The 18,651-nt window shown below is 68.8% G+C and carries 15 protein-coding genes, 2 tRNA genes and 2 pseudogenes; 8 read left to right on the forward strand and 11 right to left on the reverse strand.

The features are described from left to right. Nucleotides 1–57: 57 nt before the first annotated feature. The 5 genes from clpX to ACY0PA_RS16340 form a co-directional block, all read right to left on the reverse strand. The gene (gene clpX / locus ACY0PA_RS16320) at nt 58–1,344 is read right to left on the reverse strand and encodes an ATP-dependent Clp protease ATP-binding subunit ClpX (RefSeq protein WP_266564255.1); all 1,287 of its coding nucleotides are present in this window, start codon (nt 1,342–1,344) and stop codon (nt 58–60) included. Nucleotides 1,345–1,499: 155 nt separating this feature from the next. After that, nucleotides 1,500–2,159, reverse strand: a complete 660-nt coding sequence (locus ACY0PA_RS16325; protein WP_473085307.1) for an ATP-dependent Clp protease proteolytic subunit — start codon at nt 2,157–2,159, stop codon at nt 1,500–1,502. Between the two features lie 53 nt (nt 2,160–2,212). Beyond that, nucleotides 2,213–2,821: an ATP-dependent Clp protease proteolytic subunit gene (locus ACY0PA_RS16330; protein WP_473086336.1), complete on the reverse strand. Its 609-nt coding sequence runs from the start codon at nt 2,819–2,821 to the stop codon at nt 2,213–2,215. 344 nt (nt 2,822–3,165) lie between these two features. Next, nucleotides 3,166–4,554 carry a trigger factor gene (gene tig, locus ACY0PA_RS16335; protein ID WP_473085308.1) on the reverse strand — a complete coding sequence of 463 codons (1,389 nt, stop codon included), beginning with the start codon at nt 4,552–4,554 and terminating at the stop codon, nt 3,166–3,168. Between the two features lie 151 nt (nt 4,555–4,705). Then, nucleotides 4,706–4,782: transfer RNA gene (locus ACY0PA_RS16340), tRNA-Pro, on the reverse strand. A gap of 140 nt (nt 4,783–4,922) precedes the next feature. Between ACY0PA_RS16340 and ACY0PA_RS16345 the strand changes: the two genes are divergently transcribed. Next, nucleotides 4,923–4,993, forward strand: a tRNA-Gly gene (locus ACY0PA_RS16345). Between the two features lie 78 nt (nt 4,994–5,071). On the opposite strand, the gene ACY0PA_RS16350 is transcribed toward ACY0PA_RS16345, so the two are convergent. After that, nucleotides 5,072–5,266 carry a hypothetical protein gene (locus tag ACY0PA_RS16350; RefSeq protein ID WP_100594330.1) on the reverse strand — a complete coding sequence of 65 codons (195 nt, stop codon included), beginning with the start codon at nt 5,264–5,266 and terminating at the stop codon, nt 5,072–5,074. Nucleotides 5,267–5,801: 535 nt separating this feature from the next. Between ACY0PA_RS16350 and ACY0PA_RS16355 the strand changes: the two genes are divergently transcribed. Further along, nucleotides 5,802–6,950 carry an acyltransferase family protein gene (locus ACY0PA_RS16355; protein ID WP_473085309.1) on the forward strand — a complete coding sequence of 383 codons (1,149 nt, stop codon included), beginning with the start codon at nt 5,802–5,804 and terminating at the stop codon, nt 6,948–6,950. A 101-nt stretch (nt 6,951–7,051) separates the two neighbouring features. On the opposite strand, the gene ACY0PA_RS16360 is transcribed toward ACY0PA_RS16355, so the two are convergent. Further along, nucleotides 7,052–7,498 (reverse strand): HD domain-containing protein, encoded by a 447-nt coding sequence (locus ACY0PA_RS16360; protein ID WP_473085310.1) that lies wholly within the window; start codon nt 7,496–7,498, stop codon nt 7,052–7,054. A gap of 330 nt (nt 7,499–7,828) precedes the next feature. Between ACY0PA_RS16360 and ACY0PA_RS16365 the strand changes: the two genes are divergently transcribed. Next, complete coding sequence (locus ACY0PA_RS16365; RefSeq protein ID WP_473085311.1) at nt 7,829–9,010, forward strand: cation:proton antiporter; 1,182 nt, start codon at nt 7,829–7,831, stop codon at nt 9,008–9,010. 247 nt (nt 9,011–9,257) lie between these two features. Here the strand turns inward: ACY0PA_RS16365 and ACY0PA_RS16370 are convergent, their stop codons facing one another. Beyond that, nucleotides 9,258–10,406 carry a PP2C family protein-serine/threonine phosphatase gene (locus ACY0PA_RS16370; RefSeq protein WP_383097180.1) on the reverse strand — a complete coding sequence of 383 codons (1,149 nt, stop codon included), beginning with the start codon at nt 10,404–10,406 and terminating at the stop codon, nt 9,258–9,260. 148 nt (nt 10,407–10,554) lie between these two features. On the opposite strand from ACY0PA_RS16370, the gene ACY0PA_RS16375 reads away from it, so the two are divergent. Next, the gene (locus ACY0PA_RS16375) at nt 10,555–11,793 is read left to right on the forward strand and encodes a GNAT family N-acetyltransferase (RefSeq protein WP_473085312.1); all 1,239 of its coding nucleotides are present in this window, start codon (nt 10,555–10,557) and stop codon (nt 11,791–11,793) included. A gap of 25 nt (nt 11,794–11,818) precedes the next feature. On the opposite strand, the gene ACY0PA_RS16380 is transcribed toward ACY0PA_RS16375, so the two are convergent. Together ACY0PA_RS16380 and ACY0PA_RS16385 are read right to left on the reverse strand one after the other, a co-directional pair. Further along, nucleotides 11,819–12,631 (reverse strand): Fpg/Nei family DNA glycosylase, encoded by an 813-nt coding sequence (locus ACY0PA_RS16380; RefSeq protein ID WP_473085313.1) that lies wholly within the window; start codon nt 12,629–12,631, stop codon nt 11,819–11,821. Nucleotides 12,632–12,823: 192 nt separating this feature from the next. Further along, the gene (locus tag ACY0PA_RS16385) at nt 12,824–13,309 is read right to left on the reverse strand and encodes a ribose-5-phosphate isomerase (RefSeq protein ID WP_116512982.1); all 486 of its coding nucleotides are present in this window, start codon (nt 13,307–13,309) and stop codon (nt 12,824–12,826) included. 174 nt (nt 13,310–13,483) lie between these two features. Here ACY0PA_RS16385 and ACY0PA_RS16390 point away from each other — a divergent pair, with 174 nt between their 5' ends. Next, on the forward strand, nt 13,484–14,947 hold the full coding sequence (locus ACY0PA_RS16390; protein ID WP_473085314.1) for an amino acid permease: 1,464 nt from the start codon (nt 13,484–13,486) through the stop codon (nt 14,945–14,947). A gap of 42 nt (nt 14,948–14,989) precedes the next feature. Continuing rightward, nucleotides 14,990–15,311, forward strand: a pseudogene (locus ACY0PA_RS16395) (FAD-binding protein); the annotation flags it as partial. A gap of 153 nt (nt 15,312–15,464) precedes the next feature. Here the strand turns inward: ACY0PA_RS16395 and ACY0PA_RS16400 are convergent. After that, on the reverse strand, nt 15,465–16,043 hold the full coding sequence (locus ACY0PA_RS16400; RefSeq protein WP_329057854.1) for a biotin transporter BioY: 579 nt from the start codon (nt 16,041–16,043) through the stop codon (nt 15,465–15,467). A 430-nt stretch (nt 16,044–16,473) separates the two neighbouring features. Here ACY0PA_RS16400 and ACY0PA_RS16405 point away from each other — a divergent pair, with 430 nt between their 5' ends. Beyond that, nucleotides 16,474–17,892: an amino acid permease gene (locus tag ACY0PA_RS16405; RefSeq protein WP_473085315.1), complete on the forward strand. Its 1,419-nt coding sequence runs from the start codon at nt 16,474–16,476 to the stop codon at nt 17,890–17,892. Between the two features lie 401 nt (nt 17,893–18,293). After that, nucleotides 18,294–18,593: pseudogene (locus ACY0PA_RS16410) on the forward strand (superoxide dismutase); the annotation flags it as partial. Nucleotides 18,594–18,651: the final 58 nt, after the last annotated feature.

The following is an 18,651-nucleotide window of genomic DNA, read 5'->3' on the forward strand; positions in this document are numbered from 1 at the left end:
TCACCAGACCGGGGCCCTTCCCACTTCTCCGTACGCGCTGCGGCTTACGCCTTGTGGTTACGCCGACTTCTGCTCGCCGCTGCCCGATCCGCGGGCGTCCCGCGGGATCAGCGTCGGGTTCACGTTCGAGTGAACGGCCTCTGCCGTGATGACGACGCGGGCCACATCCTTGCGGGAGGGGACCTCGTACATCACGGACTGGAGGACTTCCTCCATGATCGCGCGCAGGCCGCGCGCGCCGGTGCGGCGCAGGATGGCCTGGTCGGCGATGGCCTCCAGGGCCTCGCGCTCGAAGTCCAGCTCCACGCCGTCGAGTTCGAAGAGGCGCTGGTACTGCTTGACCAGGGCGTTGCGCGGCTCCAGGAGGATCTGGAGGAGCGCCTCGCGGTCCAGGTTGTGGACCGAGGTGATGACGGGGAGACGGCCGATGAACTCGGGGATCATCCCGAACTTCACCAGGTCCTCCGGCATGACCTCCTGGAACTGGTCCTTCTCCTCCAGCTCGCGCTTGGAGTGGATCGTCGCGCCGAAGCCGATGCCCTTGGCACCCGCCCGCGACTCGATGATCTTCTCCAGGCCGGCGAACGCGCCGCCCACGATGAACAGCACGTTCGTCGTGTCGATCTGGATGAACTCCTGGTGGGGGTGCTTGCGGCCGCCCTGGGGCGGGACGGAAGCCGTGGTCCCTTCGAGAATCTTGAGCAGGGCCTGCTGGACGCCCTCACCGGACACATCGCGCGTGATCGACGGGTTCTCGCTCTTGCGGGCGACCTTGTCGATCTCGTCGATGTAGATGATCCCGGTCTCGGCCTTCTTGACGTCGTAGTCGGCCGCCTGGATCAGCTTCAGGAGGATGTTCTCGACGTCCTCGCCCACATAGCCGGCCTCCGTGAGCGCCGTCGCGTCGGCGATGGCGAACGGAACGTTCAGCATGCGGGCCAGGGTCTGGGCCAGGAGGGTCTTGCCCGAGCCCGTGGGGCCCAGAAGCAGGATGTTGGACTTCGACAGTTCGATCGCGTCGTCACGTCCCTGGGCTCCGCCGTTCTCACCGGCCTGGACCCGCTTGTAATGGTTGTACACAGCGACCGAGAGGGCTTTCTTCGCGGCCTCCTGGCCGACGACATACCCCTCGAGGAACTCGTAGATCTCGCGAGGCTTGGGAAGTTCTTCCCAGCGGACCTCGCTCGTCTCCGCGAGCTCTTCCTCGATGATCTCGTTGCAGAGGTCGATGCACTCGTCGCAGATGTATACACCGGGGCCTGCGATGAGTTTCTTGACCTGCTTCTGGCTCTTTCCGCAGAACGAGCACTTGAGCAGATCGCCGCCGTCACCGATGCGTGCCACGAGGTGCTTCCCCTTCGCCTGGGAGACGCTCGTGTAAGCGGCTCCTGGTGCCTGTATCCGACGGTACCTTGCCGGGCCCCCCGTTCGGGCCCCCCTTGGCACGGTTCACTTTGACGTGAAGCGTGCCAAGGAGCGGCAGACGATACAGCGCTGCGTCACGCGGCCGCGGAGTTGTCCATCTTCCGGGTGGAGATGATCTGGTCGATCAGGCCGTACGCCAGGGCGTCCTCGGCCGTAAGGATCTTGTCGCGCTCGATGTCGTCGCGGATCTTCTCGATCGGCGTCGTGGAGTGCTTGGCCAGCATCTCCTCGAGCTGCTCACGCATCCGGAGGATCTCGTTCGCGGCGATCTCCAGGTCGGAGAGCTGCTCACGGCCGGTGCCGCCGGAGGGCTGGTGGATCAGGACGCGGGCGTTCGGCAGCGCCATGCGCTTGCCCGGCGTACCGGCGGCGAGGAGCACGGCGGCCGCGGAGGACGCCTGGCCCATGCAGACCGTCTGGATGTCCGGCTTCACGAACTGCATCGTGTCGTAGATGGCCGTGAGGGCCGTGAACGAGCCGCCGGGGCTGTTGATGTAGATGGAGATGTCACGGTCCGGGTCCATCGACTCCAGGCACAGGAGCTGCGCCATGACGTCGTTGGCGGACGCGTCGTCGATCTGCACGCCGAGGAAGATCACGCGCTCCTCGAAGAGCTTCGCGTACGGGTCGTACTCACGCACGCCCTGCGAGGTGCGCTCGACGAAGCGCGGGATCACGTAGCGGTTGTCGACCTGCGGGCCGGTGTACAGACCGCTGCCGGGAATGTTGTTCATGGTCGGTGTTCCGTCCTGGTGAGGTGGGCTGGGATGACCGCGTAACCGGGGTTTCAGGCCCCGGTGCCGCCGCCGCCCGGAACACCCGTAGCGGCACTGATGATCTCGTCGATGAGGCCGTACTCCTTGGCCTCTTCGGCGGTGTACCAGCGGTCGCGGTCACCGTCACGGATGATCGTCTCGACGGTCTGCCCGGAGTGCCGGGCCGTGATCTCCGCCATGCGCTTCTTCGTACGCAGCAGGTACTCGGCCTGGATCTTGACGTCCGAAGCCGTACCGCCGATGCCGGCGGATCCCTGGTGCATCAGGATGTCCGTGTTCGGAAGGGCGAAGCGCTTGCCCGAGGTGCCGCCGGTCAGCAGGAACTGGCCCATGGAGGCGGCCATGCCCATGCCGATGGTGACGACGTCGTTCTGGATGTACTGCATGGTGTCGTAGACCGCCATGCCGGCCGTCACAGAACCGCCGGGGCTGTTGATGTAGAGGTAGATGTCCTTGTCCTGGTCGGCAGCGGCCAGGAGGAGCATCTGGGCAGTGATCTTGTTGGCGATCTCGTCGTCGACCTGCTGGCCTAGGAAGATGATGCGGTCGTTGAGCAGTCGGCTGTAGACCTGGTCGCCGAGGCCACCACCGAGGGACGGCTCACCGGCGGCGGAAGGCATCAGATTCGTCACGTATCCACCTGCTCGTCTCTGACGGCAACGCGCCGTCTCGCGTCTTATCCGGAGGGCCGGGGGCCCGCACCTGCACACCGCCCTTCGGCGGCGGCTGCGGGGACTCATCTGCCCTCGTATTCATGGACCCTAACGCGCGGGCCCCTTCGGTGAATCCCGCAAAGGGAACTGTTCGCTGTGAGCGCATGTTGCGCCCCGCCAGGGGCGCGGGGAACTGCGCGGCAGTTCCCCGCCGGGCAGCACCGGGAAACCAAGCGGGAAAGGGGCGGGCCCCCAGGGTGCCGCGAGGCGGCGTCCTGGGGGCCCGTGAAGCGTGCGGAGCCGGGATCGGCTCAGGCCTCGTTCTTGTCCTCGGCCTCGGCGGAGGCGTCCGCCTCGACGGTCTCGCCGGCGGCAGCCGACTCGTCCTCGTCGTCCTCGAGGTCGACGATCTCGCCGTTCGTGTCCTTGACCGTGGCGGCCTCGACGACGACCGCGAGGGCCTTGCCGCGGGCGACCTCGCCGACCAGCATCGGGACCTGGCCGCCTTCGACGACGGCCTGGGCGAACTGGTCGGGGGACATACCGGAGGACTGCGCGCGCCGCATGAGGTGCTCGGTGAGCTCCTCCTGGTTGACGTTCAGCTTCTCCTTGTTGACGAGCTCGTCGAGGACGAACTGCGTCTTGATGCCCTTGACGGCCTGCTCGGCGGTCTCGGCGTCGAACTCCTCGACCGTCTTGCCCTGGATCTCGAGGTACTTCTCGAGGTCGAGGCCCATCTGGCCGAGCTGGTGGTGCTCGAGATTGTGCTTGCGGGTCTTGACCTCGTCCTCGAGCAGCTTCTCGGGAACGGGGACCTCGACCAGCTCGAGCAGCTTCTCCAGGACGCGCTCCTGGGCCTGCGTGGCCTGGTCGTACTGCTTCATGTTCTCGAGGCGCTTGCGGCTGTCGGCCTTCAGCTCGTCGAGGGTGTCGAACTCGGAGGAGAGCTGCGCGAACTCGTCGTCCAGGGACGGCAGTTCACGAGAGGCGACCTGGGTGACCTTGACGGTGACCTCGGCCTCCTTGCCCTCGGCGGAGCCGCCCTTGAGCTCGGAGGTGAAGGTGGCCTCGCCACCGGCCTCCAGGCCCTTCACGGCCTCGTCGATGCCCTCGAGGAGCTCGCCCGAGCCGATCGTGTACGAGACGCCGGACGCGACGCCGTCCTCGAGCACCTCGCCGTCGACCTTGGCCTCGAGGTCGATCGTGATGACGTCGCCGTCCTCGGCGGCCCGCTCGACCGGGGAGGTGGAGGCGAAGCGCTCACGGAGCTGCTCCACCGACTTCTCGACGTCCTCGTCGCTGACCTCGATGGCGTCGACCTCGACCTCGATGCCGGAGTAGTCCGGAATCACGATCTCGGGACGGATGTCGACCTCGGCGGTGAAGTTCAGCGTCTCGCCGTCCTTCAGCTCCGTGATGTCGACCTCGGGCTGGCCCAGCACGTTGAGCTCGGCCTCGTTGACCGCTTCGGTGTAGAACTTCGGAAGCGCGTCGTTGACGGCCTCCTCAAGCACCGCACCGCGGCCGAACCGCTGGTCGATGACGCGGGCAGGGATCTTGCCCTTGCGGAAGCCCTTCACCGTGACCTGCTGGTTGATCTTCTTGTACGCCGCGTCGAGGCTGTCCTTGAGCTCCTCGAAGGGCACCTCGATGCTGAGCCGAACCCGGGTCGGGTTCAGGGTCTCCACGGCGCTCTTCACGGTTCGGTCTCCTTGGGGGCTGACTTCTGGGTTCCTGCCCGGTTAAGAGACACACGGGCACGCAGCTTGCATAGTAACGGCAAGCCGGAGCCGTCCCACAACGCGATCTTGAGGAGGCGCTCAACCGCTTGAGACGCTGCTGTTGCGACGCTGGTCGGGGTGGCGGGATTTGAACCCACGGCCTTCCGCTCCCAAAGCGGACGCGCTACCAAGCTGCGCCACACCCCGTCGGTGCGAACGTAGGGTACATGCACGCGGCCGGTGCGGCTCCCGCATTGCGAGCGGTGTGAATGCGGTGTGCGGCGAGGGTCGGGGACCCGCTACGATGCTTCCCGTTGCCGCGGTCACCGACCTGCGGCGCGAACTGTGCGGGCGTAGCTCAATGGTAGAGCCCTAGTCTTCCAAACTAGCTACGCGGGTTCGATTCCCGTCGCCCGCTCTTGATGGCCCCGGGCCCGGTTCTCATGAACCGGGCCCGGGGTTTTTCACATCCTGGGCGGGACAGACTCCCGAGCGGTCAGAACTGGATCGAGTTGATCGTGTCCGCTATCGAGTTCAGGAACCTCTGGATGTCGTCGGCCATTCCGGTCGAGGCCAGGAAGAACCCGAACAGGACCGCCACTACGGCAGGTCCGGCCTTGATCGACCCTCCCCGGATCAGCACCACGAGAATGATCGCCAACAGCAGTACCACTGACAGCGAAATGGCCACACTGATCACACCCTAGGTCGGTCCGCTCTCCCGGCCCGGGGGGTACGACCCCGCACACCCCCGCCAGAACCATCGTGCCACCAACACGGCCCCCGTATGCGGCGGGTGACGCATCGTCGGCCACTCCCCTGCGGCGGCGCGCCGGCCCCGCACCCGTGGGGCACATGATCAGCGCGTGTCCCCCGGGCAATTTCGCGGGTTCCTGTGGCCGGTAATTCGGCCTGATCGTTTCCATGCACACACAGCACGTCCACATCGTGGGCACGCGGGATCACGCATGTGTTGTTCGTCGTCAATTCGAATTGTCGCGGGGGCCACATCCGAGGTGGTCGAGTGCGGCCGATATGCACTATTTAATCAGGATGAGAGTGGTCATAACGGACTCATCTGGATGCCTCCCGAAGTCCCGTCGGAAGACCTGCGAAAACTTCGCCATCGCTATGCCGACTTCTCCGAATCGGGGGTACTCGCGCGGTAAGGAGGATTTGGCGTGAGGGTTTTACGAAATACCGCGGGCGCCGCTAAGGTGCCTCAGATGTTCCGCGCTGCCCCCACCCGAGCCCCGCTCCCTGCGGCACAGACGGCCCCCGCCCATCAGCCACCGAGTACGGCAGCCGCTCCCCCCACAGCGGCCGCCAAGCCCGCGAAACAGCGGGACGCATTCTTCGACAACGCCAAGTACCTGGCCATCGTGCTGGTCGCGATGGGCCACTCCTGGGAACCACTGACGGATCACAGCCGCGTCGCCGAGGCGCTCTACATGACCGTCTACACGTTCCACATGCCGGCGTTCATCGTGATCTCCGGCTACTTCTCCCGCAGCTTCGACATGCGGCCCGACCGGCTCCGCCGGCTCATCACCGGGGTCGCGGTGCCCTACGTGATCTTCGAGGTCGCGTACACCTTCTTCAAGCGCTGGGCGGACGACGATCCGACGCAGCCCTTCAGCCTGCTCGACCCCTGGTATCTGACCTGGTTCCTGGTCGCCCTGTTCGTGTGGCGGCTCACCACTCCGCTGTGGAAGATCGCCCGCTGGCCGGTGCCGCTCGCGGTCGCCATCGCCGTACTCGCCTCCGTCTCCCCCGACATCGGCGACGACCTCGACCTCCAGCGCGTCCTGCAGTTCCTCCCCTTCTTCGTGGTCGGCCTGTTCCTGAAGCCCGAGCACTTCCAGCTGGTGCGCCGGCGTGAGGTGCGGATCCTGTCCGTGCCGATCTTCGCGGCGGCCCTGGTGCTGGCCTACTGGGCCGCTCCGCGGATGACGTCGGCGTGGTTCTACCACCGCGACAGCGCGCAGGAACTGGGAGCGCCGTGGTGGGCCGGTGCCGTGATGACGTTCGCGCTCTTCGGCTGCTCGGTCGTCCTCACCGCATGCTTCTTCGCGTGGGTGCCGCGGCGGAAGATGTGGTTCACCGTGCTGGGCGCGGGGACGCTGTACGGCTACCTGCTGCACGGCTTCATCGCGAAGGGCTCGCGGTTCTGGGGCTGGTTCGACGACTACGCCTGGCTGCACAAGCCGCTGGGCGAGGTGTTCGTGACGGTCGTTGCGGCCTCCCTGATCACGGCCTTGTGCACTCCCCCGGTCCAGCGCATGTTCCGGTTCGCGATGGAGCCGAAGATGGAGTGGGCGTTCAAGAAGGACGCGGCCGAGGTGGCGCGGGATCGTGGGCAGGTCCGCGCCTGAGGGTGCCGTCGCCGTTGGCCGGGTGCTCGGGTGCGGGTGTGGGTGCGGGTGTGTGAGGGCTTGTCGCGCAGTTCCCCGCGCCCCTTATAGGGGCGCGTTGCCTACGGGGTTTCGTTGATACCCAGCAGGGCCCTCACCCCCGCGTACTTCCTTGTCAGGCGGTCTCTCGTCGGTGCATCCAGAGCCGCCAGGCGGGTGGGGTCGGCGTTGTGGGCCAGGTCCGACTGCTTCACAAGCAGCGCGCCAGGAGTGGCCAGAATTCGTTGCGCGTAGGCCTCTTGAGGCTCTCTGGGGCGCTTGGTGAGGGCGAGGACGACGGCCTTCGTGCGGTCCGTGAGGTCCGCCGCGGCCAGCCACTGCGGCGACAGCACGTCGTCCTCGACCGCGTCGTGCAGCCAGGCCGCCGCGATCTGCTCGTCGTCGCCGCCCCGGGCGCGTACACCTTCGGCGACCGCCTCCAGGTGTTCCGCGTAGGGGCGTCCGGCCTTGTCCGTCTGGGTGGCGTGGGCCCCGCGTGCCAGGGCCTCCACCTCGGCGAGGGTCAGCATGCGGCCGACCCTACGGCCTGCGCAGGGCCGCCCGGGCCGGGAGCGCGGTCGCGGCCAGACCGAGGACCAGGAGCGCCTCCCATCGGTCATGTGCATGGCCTGGCGGGGATGACCGGATTCGCTGTCTCGAACGTACGGATCGAGGGGCCTTGCCGACCACGAGGGCCGCCTGACGAAACGGGGTGGGGAGACCTCCACCCCGGACCCCGAAATGGTTTGGTAAGCTAACTATTGACGCGTTCTTGACTCTCTCTTGACCTGAGCCGGCCATCTGACCAAGCCAAGAACGGAAGGAACGGACCCATCGGACATGCAGACACCTTGATAGCCATGGGCGGCGCCTTTCTCGCCGCCGCCGTCCTCGCCCGCCTCGGCGGACGCATCGGACTCCCCACCATCCCCCTGTTCATCCTGGCCGGGATCCTCCTCGGTCCGCACACACCCGGCATCGTGCTCGTCGCCGACCCGCACGACCTGGAGATGCTCTCCGCGCTGGGCCTGGTCCTGCTGCTCTTCTACCTCGGCCTCGAATTCCATCTGGACGACCTCAAGACCGGCGGCCGGAAGATGGCCGTCGCCGGGGGGACGTACCTCGCGCTGAACGTCGGCGCGGGCCTCGGCTTCGGATTCGCCCTTGGCTGGGGCACCTCCGAGGCCCTGGTCCTCGCCGGGGTCCTCGGCATCTCCTCGTCGGCGATCGTCACGAAGGTCCTGGTCGACACCGGCCGCCTCGGCAATCCGGAGACCAAGCCGATCCTCGGGATCATCGTCGTCGAGGACATCTTCCTGGCCCTCTACCTGGCCGCGCTCCAGCCGATCCTGTCCGGCGCGGACAGCCTGGCGTCGGCGGTCATGGACGGCGGCAAGGCGTTCGGCTTCCTCCTGCTGCTCGCGCTCGCGGCGCGCTTCGGGACCCGCATCGTGGGCCACCTCTTCAACACCAAGGACGACGAGCTCCTCGTCATCTCCTTCCTCGGCGCGGCCGTGTTCGTCGCCGGGGTCTCCGAGTGGTTCGGGGTCGCGGACGCGATCGGCGCGTTCATGGTCGGCCTGATGCTCGGCTCCACCACGTCGGGCGAGCGCATCCGCAAGCTCGTGCACCCCCTGCGGGACGCGTTCGGCGCGATCTTCTTCTTCGCGTTCGGCCTCTCCATCGACCCGGGCGACCTGCCGACGGTGCTGTGGCCGGTCCTCGCGGCCGTCGCGGTGACGCTGGTGATGAACGTGCTCGCGGGCCTCGGGGCGGCGCGCGTGTACGGGTTCGGGCCCGGCCCCGCCGCGAACATCTCCACGACGCTGCTCGCCCGGGGCGAGTTCGCCCTGATCCTCGCCACGATGGCGGCGGGCGCGGGCCTGGACGAGCGGCTGTCGCCGTTCATCGCGGGTTATGTACTGCTGCTCGCCGTCCTCGGACCGATGGCGGCGGGCCGCTCGCAGTGGCTCGCGCGGGTCCTTCCAGGGGGGCGGGCGGATGGGGCGCCCCTCGAGGAGCGGGTTGGGGCCGGCGTGTGACGGCTACACGCCGTGGGGGCTGATCCTTCGCTCCCGGGCGGGGCAGGCCGTCGTGGCCGGTCGCGCAGTTCCCGCGCCCCTGAGATGCGCACTTCGTGCGCCCTCTCAGCGGCGCTGTTGAGGCTGCGGCGCAGCCGCATGCCTTAAGGGGCGCGGGGAACTGCGCGACCAGCCACCGAAGACCCGCGCCCGGCGACGAACCGGCACCCGGCAGAAGAGAACCCGTGTCCGGCGCCCCCGCGGAGCGTCACGCGTCCCGGCAGATCAGCAGCAGCGCGCGGTCGTCGTTGACGTCCTTGGCCACCGCTTCGATGAGGTGCCAGGCCGCGCCGTGGAACCCGCCCGAGACATAGCGGTCCGCCTCGCCGGTGAGGCGGTCGATGCCCTCGGCGATGTCCCGGTCGGACGTCTCGACCAGGCCGTCCGTGAAGAGCATCAGGACGTCGCCGGGGCGCAGGGAGCCCTTTATGGAGTCGAACTGGGCGCCGTCGTAGACGCCGAGGAGCGGGCCCTCGGCGGCCTTCTCCTCCCAGCGGCCGCTGCCCGCGCTGAGCTGGAGGCCCGGCGGGTGCCCGGCGGAGAAGAGTTCGTAGTCGCCCGACTCCAGGTCGAGGACGAGGTGGATGGACGTGGCGAAGCCCTCGTCCCAGTCCTGACGGAGCAGATAGCCGTTGGCGGCAGGCAGGAAGGCGTGCGGCGGCAGGGAGCCGAGGAGCCCGCCGAAGGCTCCGGACAGGAGCAGGGCTCTGGAGCCCGCGTCCATGCCCTTGCCCGATACGTCGGTGAGGACCGCCTCCAGGGTGCGGCCGCCGTTCGTACGGGCCGCGACCACGAAGTCGCCGGAGAAGGACTGGCCGCCGGCCGGACGCAGCGCCATCTCGCGGTGCCAGGCTTTGGGCAGCTGCGGCAGCTTGCTCTGTACGCGGATGCGTTCGCGCAGGTCGAACAGCATCGTGCCGCCGCGCCGCCAGGGCACGCCGACCCGGCTGCGGAACTGGGCGATGAGCAGCCCGAAGAAACCGCAGGCCGCCACGACCAGGACAGTGCCCGGGGTGACCCGGGCGGCGCCCTCCGAGTACGGGCCGAGCCTGACGGACTCCACGATGAGCGCCGCCGCGGCGGCCGCGTACAGGCCGAGGAGGCTGGCCGGGCGCAACAGCAGTCCGCCCGCCACGATCGGCAGGACGAGCGCTGTCGGGGAACACCAGACCGAGTTGAGGAGGGTGCCGCAGGCGATGACCGGGACCGTGAGGAGCAGGCCCACCAGGGCGACCCAGTCGGAACCGTCGCCGCGGAAGTAGTCGACACCCGATTTGCGCAGGCCGATGCGGGCCCGGTGAAGTCTCATCTTCATCCGGGCCGGAAACGTCTCGGCTTGCGCGCGTCGTCCTGCCATTGCTCGTGGACCTTATCCATCGGGCCAGGGGCTTCGCACGGGAGGTCCCACTTGTCCCTCTTCCGGTCACCCCCCGGCGCCTTCCGGCACCTTCCGCGGGCGGGGAAAATCTCTCGCCTCGTCCGCGACGTCCTGGTAGGGATGCCTTATGACGATGGACGTACGGGTGCTGCGCCGGAACGACTGGCACGAGTGGTACGCGAAGCTGGAGCTGGCCTTCGGAGGGGTCCCCGAAGCGCCCGAGGAGCGCGCGCTGTGGGACGACCTCACGGAGTTCGACCGGTCCATCGGCGTGTGGGACGGCGACCGGTGCGTGGGGACGGCGGGAGCATTCACGTTCGGGGTGACGGTGCCGGGCGGGGCCCGGATCCCGGCGGCGGGCGTCACGATGGTGTCCGTCGCGGCGACGGACCGGCGGCGCGGGGTCCTGACGTCGATGATGCGGCGCCAGCTTGACGACGTACGGTCCTGGGGCGAGCCGCTCGCCGTGCTCACCGCGTCCGAGCCCGCGATCTACGGCCGCTTCGGGTACGGGATCGGGACGCGGCAGGCGAGCGTGGAGATCGACTCGACGCGGGTGCGGATCAACGCTCCGGCGGGCACGGACGACGTACGGCTGCGGTTCGCCGACGTCGCCGAGGCCGCCGCCGCGTGCGAGGCCGTGTACGTGCGGACGATCGGCACCCGGCCCGGCATGCTCGCCCGCAGGCCCGGCTGGGAGCGGCTGCCGCTGCTCGACCCGCCGTCGGAGCGCGAGGGCGCGTCGCCGATGCAGTGCGTGCTGGCCGAGCGTGACGGCGAGACGGTCGGCTACGTCCGCTTCCACAACAAGCCCGAGTGGGACGCGGCCGGGCCCAAGGGCCGGATCACGCTCCGCCACATCGACGCGCTCGACCCGGCGGCGTACGCGGCGCTGTGGCGCTTCCTCCTGGACATCGACCTGACGTCGACCGTCCAGGCGCGCAACCGGCCGGTGGACGATCCGCTGTTCTCCCTGGTCAGCGACATCCGGCGGTGCCGGGTGCGGCTGCGGGACTCCCTGCACGTACGGCTCGTGGACCTCGGTGGCGCGCTGGAGGCCCGCACGTATCAGACGCCGGTCGACGTCGTCCTGGACGTGACGGACGAGTTCTGTCCGTGGAACGCGGGGCGGTGGCGGCTGACCGGGGACGCCAAGGGGGCGTCCTGCAAGCGCACGGGGGACAGCGAGGACACAGCCGATCTTGCCCTGTCCGTACGGGAGTTGGCGGCGGCCTACCTCGGCGACACGTCGCTGGCGGCGCTGGCGGCCGCCGGGCGGGTGCGGGAGCTGCGTCCTGGCGCGGTCGACGAGGCGGCGCTCGCGTTCGGGTCTGTCGTGGCGCCCTGGCTGCCGCACGGATTCTGAGCGGGCGGGGTGTGGCGGGCGCCGGTCAGCGGGGCGGCTGGCACCTCGGGCACCAGAAGAGGTTGCGGGCCGCGAGTGACGCCGTGCGGATCTCCGTGCCGCACAGATGGCACGGCATCGTGGCCCGCCGGTAGACGTACACCTCGCCGCCGTGGTCGTCCACGCGCGGCGGGCGGCCCATCGCCTCGGGGGTGTGCTCCGGGCGGACGGTGTCGATGCGGTTGTGCCGGACGCCCTCGCGCATCAGCGCCACCAGGTCCGTCCAGATCGCCGTCCACTCGTCGGGCGTGAGGTCCTTGCCCGGGGTGTACGGGTCGATGCCGTGCCGGAAGAGGACCTCCGCGCGGTAGACATTGCCCACGCCGCCGATCACCTTCTGGTCCATGAGCAGCGCGGCGACGGTGGTGCGGCTGCGGGAGACACGGCGCCAGGCGCGGTCCGGGTCGTCGCCGTTCCTGAGCGGGTCGGGGCCGAGGCGGTCGTGTATCGCCTGCTTCTCGGCGTCCGTGATCAGGGCGCAGGTCGTGGGGCCGCGCAGGTCGGAGTAGTGCGTGTCGCTCAGCAGGCGCAGACGGACGGTGTCCGTGGGGGGCGGGGCGGGGGTCTCTCCGAGGGCGTACTTTCCGAAGAGGCCCAGGTGGATGTGGATCCAGCCGGTTTCCGCGAAGCCCAGGAAGAGGTGTTTGGCGTGGGCCTCCGCGGTGTCCAGGACCAGGCCGTCCAGGAGGGCGGCGCTGTCGGAGAACTTGCCCTGCGGGCTGCGGACCCTCACCGGCCGGCCGGCGAAGCGCTCCGCGTGGTCCTGGGCCAGGCGGTGGATGGTGTGGCCCTCTGGCACGGGTCTTTTTCTCCTGGGGTTGGTGGGGGCAGGCGTGGGGGGATTTCCTCCCCCAGCCCGCCCCTTCCCGGCCGTATCAATATGCGGCTCCGCCGCGTGGCCTGGGGCTCTGCCCCGGACCCCGCTCCTCAAACTCCCCCAGACTCCGTCCGGGGGGACCCCCAAGGGGCTGGGGGTGCTCGAGGGGCTGAATCAGCCCTGCGGGTGGTGGGCCGGGATCGGGGGGAGGTCGCCCGTCTCCTCGTAGCGCGACAGCATCTCGATGCGGCGCGTGTGACGCTCCTCGCCCGAGTACGGGGTGGAGAGGAAGATCTCGACGAACTTCGTCGCCTCTTCCTGCGTGTGCATGCGGCCGCCGATGGAGACCACGTTCGCGTCGTTGTGCTCGCGGCCCAGCGCGGCGGTCTGCTCGCTCCAGGCGAGGGCCGCACGGACGCCCTTCACCTTGTTCGCGGCGATCTGCTCGCCGTTGCCCGAGCCGCCGATCACGATGCCGAGGGCGTCCGGGTCCGCCGCCGTGCGCTCCGCGGCGCGGAGGCAGAACGGAGGGTAGTCGTCCTGGGCGTCATAGATGTGGGGCCCGCAGTCGACGGGCTCGTGGCCGTGGGCCTTGAGCCATTCGACGAGGTGGTTCTTGAGTTCGTAGCCGGCATGATCCGAGCCGAGGTACACGCGCATGGGTCCGAGTGTGGCACGTCCCACCCAGGCACGGCGCGGTCGGGTCGTTGTCGCCGTTCGTTTACGGGCAAACGTCTCGGAGTCGAAAATCACGATACGGAGTCAGGTCTTCCGTCCGGTACGTCCCTGGGTTTGAATGCGTGGGCTCGTGACCCGAGACTTAAGGATTCGTCCATGACCTCGCAACCCTCCCTTGCGAAGGCCGACCAGGCGCCCCACAATCCTGGAGATTCACAGCCTGACGACGGTCAGACCGGAAACAACGGTCCCGACCAGCTGAAGGCCGGCCTCAAGAACCGACACCTGTCGATGATCGCCATCGGCGGCGTGATCGGCGCCGGCCTCTTCGTCGGCTCCGGCTCGGGCATCGCCAAGGCCGGACCCGCCATCCTCGTCTCGTACGCACTCGTCGGCCTGATGGTCGTCATGGTGATGCGGATGCTCGGCGAGATGGCCGCCGCACGGCCGTCGTCCGGCTCCTTCTCCGCCTACGCCGACCAGGCGCTCGGCCGCTGGGCGGGCTTCTCCATCGGCTGGCTGTACTGGTTCTTCTGGGTCGTCGTCCTCGCGGTCGAGGCCACCGCCGGCGCGGTGATCCTCAACGGCTGGGTACCGGCCGTGCCGCAGTGGGGCTGGGCCCTCATCGTGATGGTCGTCCTGACCGCGACGAACCTGGCCTCGGTCGCCTCGTACGGCGAGTTCGAGTTCTGGTTCGCGGGCATCAAGGTCGTCGCGATCGGCGGGTTCGTGATCATCGGCCTGCTCGCCGTGTTCGGCGTGCTGCCGGGCTCGGACAACCCGGGTGCCGGGTTCGCACACCTGACGGACGCGGGCGGATTCATGCCCAACGGCGCCGGGTCGATCCTCACCGGCGTCCTCATGGTCGTCTTCTCCTTCATGGGCAGCGAGATCGTCACGCTGGCCGCCGGCGAGTCCGAGGACCCGCAGCGTGCCGTCACCAAGGCCACGAACAGCGTGATCTGGCGCATCGGCGTCTTCTACCTCGGCTCGATCTTCATCGTCCTGACGCTGCTGCCGTGGAACGACAAGTCGATCGCCAAGGACGGCTCGTACGTCGCGGCCCTGAACTCGATCGGCATCCCCCACGCCGGTCAGGTCATGAACGTCATCGTGCTGACGGCCGTGCTGTCCTGCCTGAACTCCGGCCTCTACACCGCCTCCCGCATGGCGTTCTCGCTCGGCCAGCGCGGTGACGCGCCCAAGGCGTTCGCGAAGACGACCAGGAACGGTGTGCCGCAGGCCGCGATCCTCGGATCCGTCGTCTTCGGCTTCGTCGCCGTCTGGTTCAACTACCAGTGGCCGGACACCGTCTTCAACTTCCTGCTGAACTCCTCCGGCGCCGTCGCCCTCTTCGTCTGGCTCGTCATCTGCTTCACGCAGCTGAAGATGCGCGGCATGATCCTGCGCGAGCAGCCCGAGAAGCTCGTCGTGAAGATGTGGCTCTTCCCGTATCTGACGTGGGCCACGATCGCGATGATCTCGTTCGTGCTCGTCTACATGCTCACCGATGACTCGGGCCGCGAACAGGTCGTCCTGTCGCTGCTCGTGGCGGCCGTGGTGGTCGCTGTCGCGCTCGTGCGCGAGCAGGTGCAGAAGCGGAAGAAGGTCTCCGTCTGACCCTTCCGGGCCCTCCCGGAAAGGTGTCAGCAACAGCTCGTCCTGCGGCCCGGCGACGCCGGGTACGACGAGGAACCTGCCGGTTTCCGGACCGGTTTCGCCCCAGCGGCCCGACGTCATCTTCGCGGCAACCTCCGCCGATGACGTCGTGGCCGCTGTCGCGTACGCGGCCGGTGCCGGACTGCCGGTCGGTGTGCGGGCCGCCGGGCACGGGCTGCCCGGCGGCTTCCAGGGCGGCGTGCTGGTCTCCACGCGGCGCATGGACGAGGTCGTGGTGGACGGGGCGGAGCGCTCGGCGCCGGGCGCGGGCAGGGTGTCGTACACGCTGGGCGGCGAACTCGGCATCCTGGCACGGGAGTTCGGTACGCGGCCGGTCACGCGCGTCGTCACGGGCCTGGAGATCGCAACGGTGCCGGACGCCCGCCTGTACTGCAGACGCGGAAGAGGCTCGCCGATGTGAAGGCCGCGTACGACCCGGCGAGCCTCTTCCGGAGGAACTACACCCTCTGACTCGGGGCTACTTGTTGGCGAACTTCCAGGCGGTGGGCAGCACGCCCATCGCCAGGGCCGCCTTCACCGCGTCGCCGATGAGGAACGGGGTGAGGCCCGCGGCGACCGCCTGCGTGAGGGTCATGCCGGTGGCGGCGGCGAGGTAGGGCACACCGACCGCGTAGATGATCGCGGAGCCGAGGACCATCGTGCCCGCGGTGCGCAGGACCGAGCGGTCGCCGCCGCGCCGGGCGAGCGCGCCCACGACGGTGGAGGCGAGCAGCATGCCGATGACGTAGCCGAAGGAGGCGCCGCCCGCACCGGAGGTGCCCTGGGCGAACCACGGCATGCCGGCCATGCCGACGAGCGCGTACACGGCGAGGGAGAGGAAGCCGCGGCGGGCGCCGAGCGCGGTGCCGACGAGGAGCGCGGCGAAGGTCTGCCCGGTGACCGGGACCGGGGAGCCCGGCACGGGCACGGCGATCTGGGCCGCGATGCCGGTGAGGGCGGCGCCGCCGAGCACGAGCGCGATGTCGCGGGTGCGCGAGGCGGGCAGCAGGTCGGCCAGGACCTTGCCGGGGCGGGTGGAGACGGCAGCCGTACTCATCGGGACTCCGCGGGGGTGAGGGCAGGTGGGGACACCGTGACGCTATCCCAGGGGCCGATCGCCGATCACGGTCACTGCTCGACAAAGGGTGACGGCGGGTGTTGGTCGGGTCTGCACAAAGCGCGCCGCGTATGCGCGAGTTGGCGTGATGCTCGTCACTGGCGCCAGCGCCGAAACGGCCCGTTTTCCACCCGGGGCCGGTCGCCGGGGAGACTGTAGGTTCCCGCCAAAACCCGCGCGAGCCAGAGACCACCCGGCACCACCACCAGGACCGGCGTCACCGACGTGGGCGAACTGCGCGCGCGGCGTGCCTGAACCTTCACGATGTGTGAGCGTCGTGTCCGTATACCGGTCAGCTGTTCCCTGTACCCGGTGCCGCTGCCCAGACTGTGGACCTTTCCCCGTCTCGGCTAATGAACAGGGCACATCCATGTCTCGGACGTCCGCGCCGTCGCCCGTCGACGCGCAGCCGATCGATCAGTCGCCGGCCGAGCCGTCGCTGTCACGCGGTCTCAAGCAGCGTCACCTCTCGATGATCGCGCTCGGCGGTGTGATCGGCGCCGGCCTCTTCGTGGGCTCCGGAACCGCGATCGCGGCCGCCGGCCCGTCGATCATCCTCGCCTACGCGATCTCGGGCGCGCTCGTCATGCTCGTGATGCGCATGCTCGGCGAGATGGCCGCCGCGTATCCCGCCTCCGGCTCGTTCTCCGTGCACGCGGAGAGGGGCATCGGCCCGTGGGCCGGCTTCACCGCGGGCTGGTCGTTCTGGTTCCTGCTGTGCGTGGCGGTGGGCCTGGAGGGCATCGGCGCGGCGGGCATCGTGCACGGGTGGCTGCCCGGCGTGCCCGAGTGGGCGCTGGTCGCGCTGTTCATGCTGCTGTTCACCGGCACGAACCTGGCGGCCGTGAAGAACTTCGGCGAGTTCGAGTTCTGGTTCGCGACGCTCAAGGTCGGCGCGATCGTGCTCTTCCTCGTCATCGGCGTACTGGCGATCCTCGGCGTCCTGCCCGACGTCTCCGCGCCCGGCATGGACAACCTCACCGGCCACGGCGGCTTCATGCCCAACGGCACGGAGGGGCTGATCGTCGGCCTGCTCGCCTCGGTCTTCGCGTACGGCGGTCTGGAGACCGTCACCATCGCCGCGGCCGAGTCCGAGCACCCGGTGCAGGGTGTCGCGAAGGCGGTCCGCACGGCGATGTGGCGCATCGCGCTCTTCTACGTCGGCTCGATGGCCGTCGTCGTGGTCCTGCTGCCGTGGACGGCGAAGGAGATCCCGACCAAGGGCCCCTACGTCGCCACGCTCGACCACCTGGGCATCCCCGGCGCAGGCCAGATCATGAACGTGGTCGTTCTCATCGCGCTCCTGTCCGCCATGAACGCCAACATCTACGGCGCCTCCCGCATGGCGAGCTCGCTGGTCGCCCGCGGCATGGGCCCGAAGGCGATCGGCAAGGTCACCGGTGGTGTGCCGCGCGTCGCGGTGGCGCTCTCCGCCGTCTTCGGCTTCGTCTGCGTCCTGCTCAGCTACTGGCGCCCGGACGACGTCTTCGCCTGGCTGCTCAACACCATCGGCGCGATCATCCTCGTCGTCTGGTTCTTCATCGCCTTCTCGCAGCTGATCCTGCGCCGCAAGCTGGAGCGCGAGGCCCCGGAGAAGCTCGTCGTGAAGATGTGGGCGTACCCGTACCTCACGGTCCTGGCGCTCGTCGCGATGGTCGTCATCTTCGTCCTGATGGCCCGCGAGCACGACACACGCGTGCAGCTGTACTACACGGGCGGCCTGACGATCGTGCTCGCGATCGTCGGCTACGTACGCCAGAAGGCGGCGGAGTCGCGGGCCATCGACTGACCGCCACATTCAGCGCACGTGAGGCCCCGGGCAGATGCCCGGGGCCTCACACATTTGGCCATCTACACGCTCCGCCAACTGCCCCGGAGCGTTGCCGCCCAGGACTTGCACAGCGGGCGCGTCACTGGGTGTCACACGTCGCTTGCGTCCAGCCCCGCATGGCGGGACAGAGGTGATTGACTGCACCCCGCGCCAACACGATCAACACCCCTTGTGAACCGGGTCCACCGGCATGTCGGAGTTGTGCCTTCGAGGGCTCCCGCGTGGGAGCCCCAACATAGCGCATACCAGGGCGAGTTGACCAAAATCGCAGGGTGGGACGGACTCATTGCGCCGTAGGTGGCCGTGCGCACGGGGTAATCGGCCGGGGGTCCGGGGGTCGTCCCCCGGAAAGACGCAGCAAGGCCCAGCTGACCAAGGCCGCCGCGACGACGCAGGGCTCCGGCTGGGGCGTCCTCGCGTACGAGCCGGTGAGCGGGCGCCTCGTCGTCGAGCAGATCTACGACCACCAGGGCAACGTCGGCCAGGGCTCGGTCCCGATCCTGGTCTTCGACGCGTGGGAGCACGCGTTCTATCTCCAGTACAAGAACCAGAAGGTCGACTTCATCGAGGCCATGTGGCGCGTCGTCAACTGGCAGGACGTCGCAAAGCGGTACGCGGCCGCGAAGGACCGGGCGTTCAACCTGCTGATCGCCCCCTGAGCCCCTGAAGCGTCCCGCCTCGTGATCGTCTTCTCAACCTTCGCGACGGCGGGCGGAC

Source organism: Streptomyces sp. DS1-CR2 (genome assembly GCF_055760475.1).

What these genes read in the sequence shown, in the direction of transcription:
- ACY0PA_RS16325 (WP_473085307.1), bottom strand. Translation starts at nt 2,159, where the DNA reads ATGAACAACATTCCCGGCAGCGGTCTGTACACCGGCCCGCAGGTCGAC.
- ACY0PA_RS16330 (WP_473086336.1), bottom strand. Translation starts at nt 2,821, where the DNA reads ATGCCTTCCGCCGCCGGTGAGCCGTCCCTCGGTGGTGGCCTCGGCGAC.
- ACY0PA_RS16355 (WP_473085309.1), top strand. Translation starts at nt 5,802, where the DNA reads ATGTTCCGCGCTGCCCCCACCCGAGCCCCGCTCCCTGCGGCACAGACG.
- ACY0PA_RS16360 (WP_473085310.1), bottom strand. Translation starts at nt 7,498, where the DNA reads ATGCTGACCCTCGCCGAGGTGGAGGCCCTGGCACGCGGGGCCCACGCC.
- ACY0PA_RS16365 (WP_473085311.1), top strand. Translation starts at nt 7,829, where the DNA reads ATGGGCGGCGCCTTTCTCGCCGCCGCCGTCCTCGCCCGCCTCGGCGGA.
- ACY0PA_RS16370 (WP_383097180.1), bottom strand. Translation starts at nt 10,406, where the DNA reads ATGGCAGGACGACGCGCGCAAGCCGAGACGTTTCCGGCCCGGATGAAG.
- ACY0PA_RS16375 (WP_473085312.1), top strand. Translation starts at nt 10,555, where the DNA reads ATGACGATGGACGTACGGGTGCTGCGCCGGAACGACTGGCACGAGTGG.
- ACY0PA_RS16385 (WP_116512982.1), bottom strand. Translation starts at nt 13,309, where the DNA reads ATGCGCGTGTACCTCGGCTCGGATCATGCCGGCTACGAACTCAAGAAC.
- ACY0PA_RS16390 (WP_473085314.1), top strand. Translation starts at nt 13,484, where the DNA reads ATGACCTCGCAACCCTCCCTTGCGAAGGCCGACCAGGCGCCCCACAAT.
- ACY0PA_RS16400 (WP_329057854.1), bottom strand. Translation starts at nt 16,043, where the DNA reads ATGAGTACGGCTGCCGTCTCCACCCGCCCCGGCAAGGTCCTGGCCGAC.
- ACY0PA_RS16405 (WP_473085315.1), top strand. Translation starts at nt 16,474, where the DNA reads ATGTCTCGGACGTCCGCGCCGTCGCCCGTCGACGCGCAGCCGATCGAT.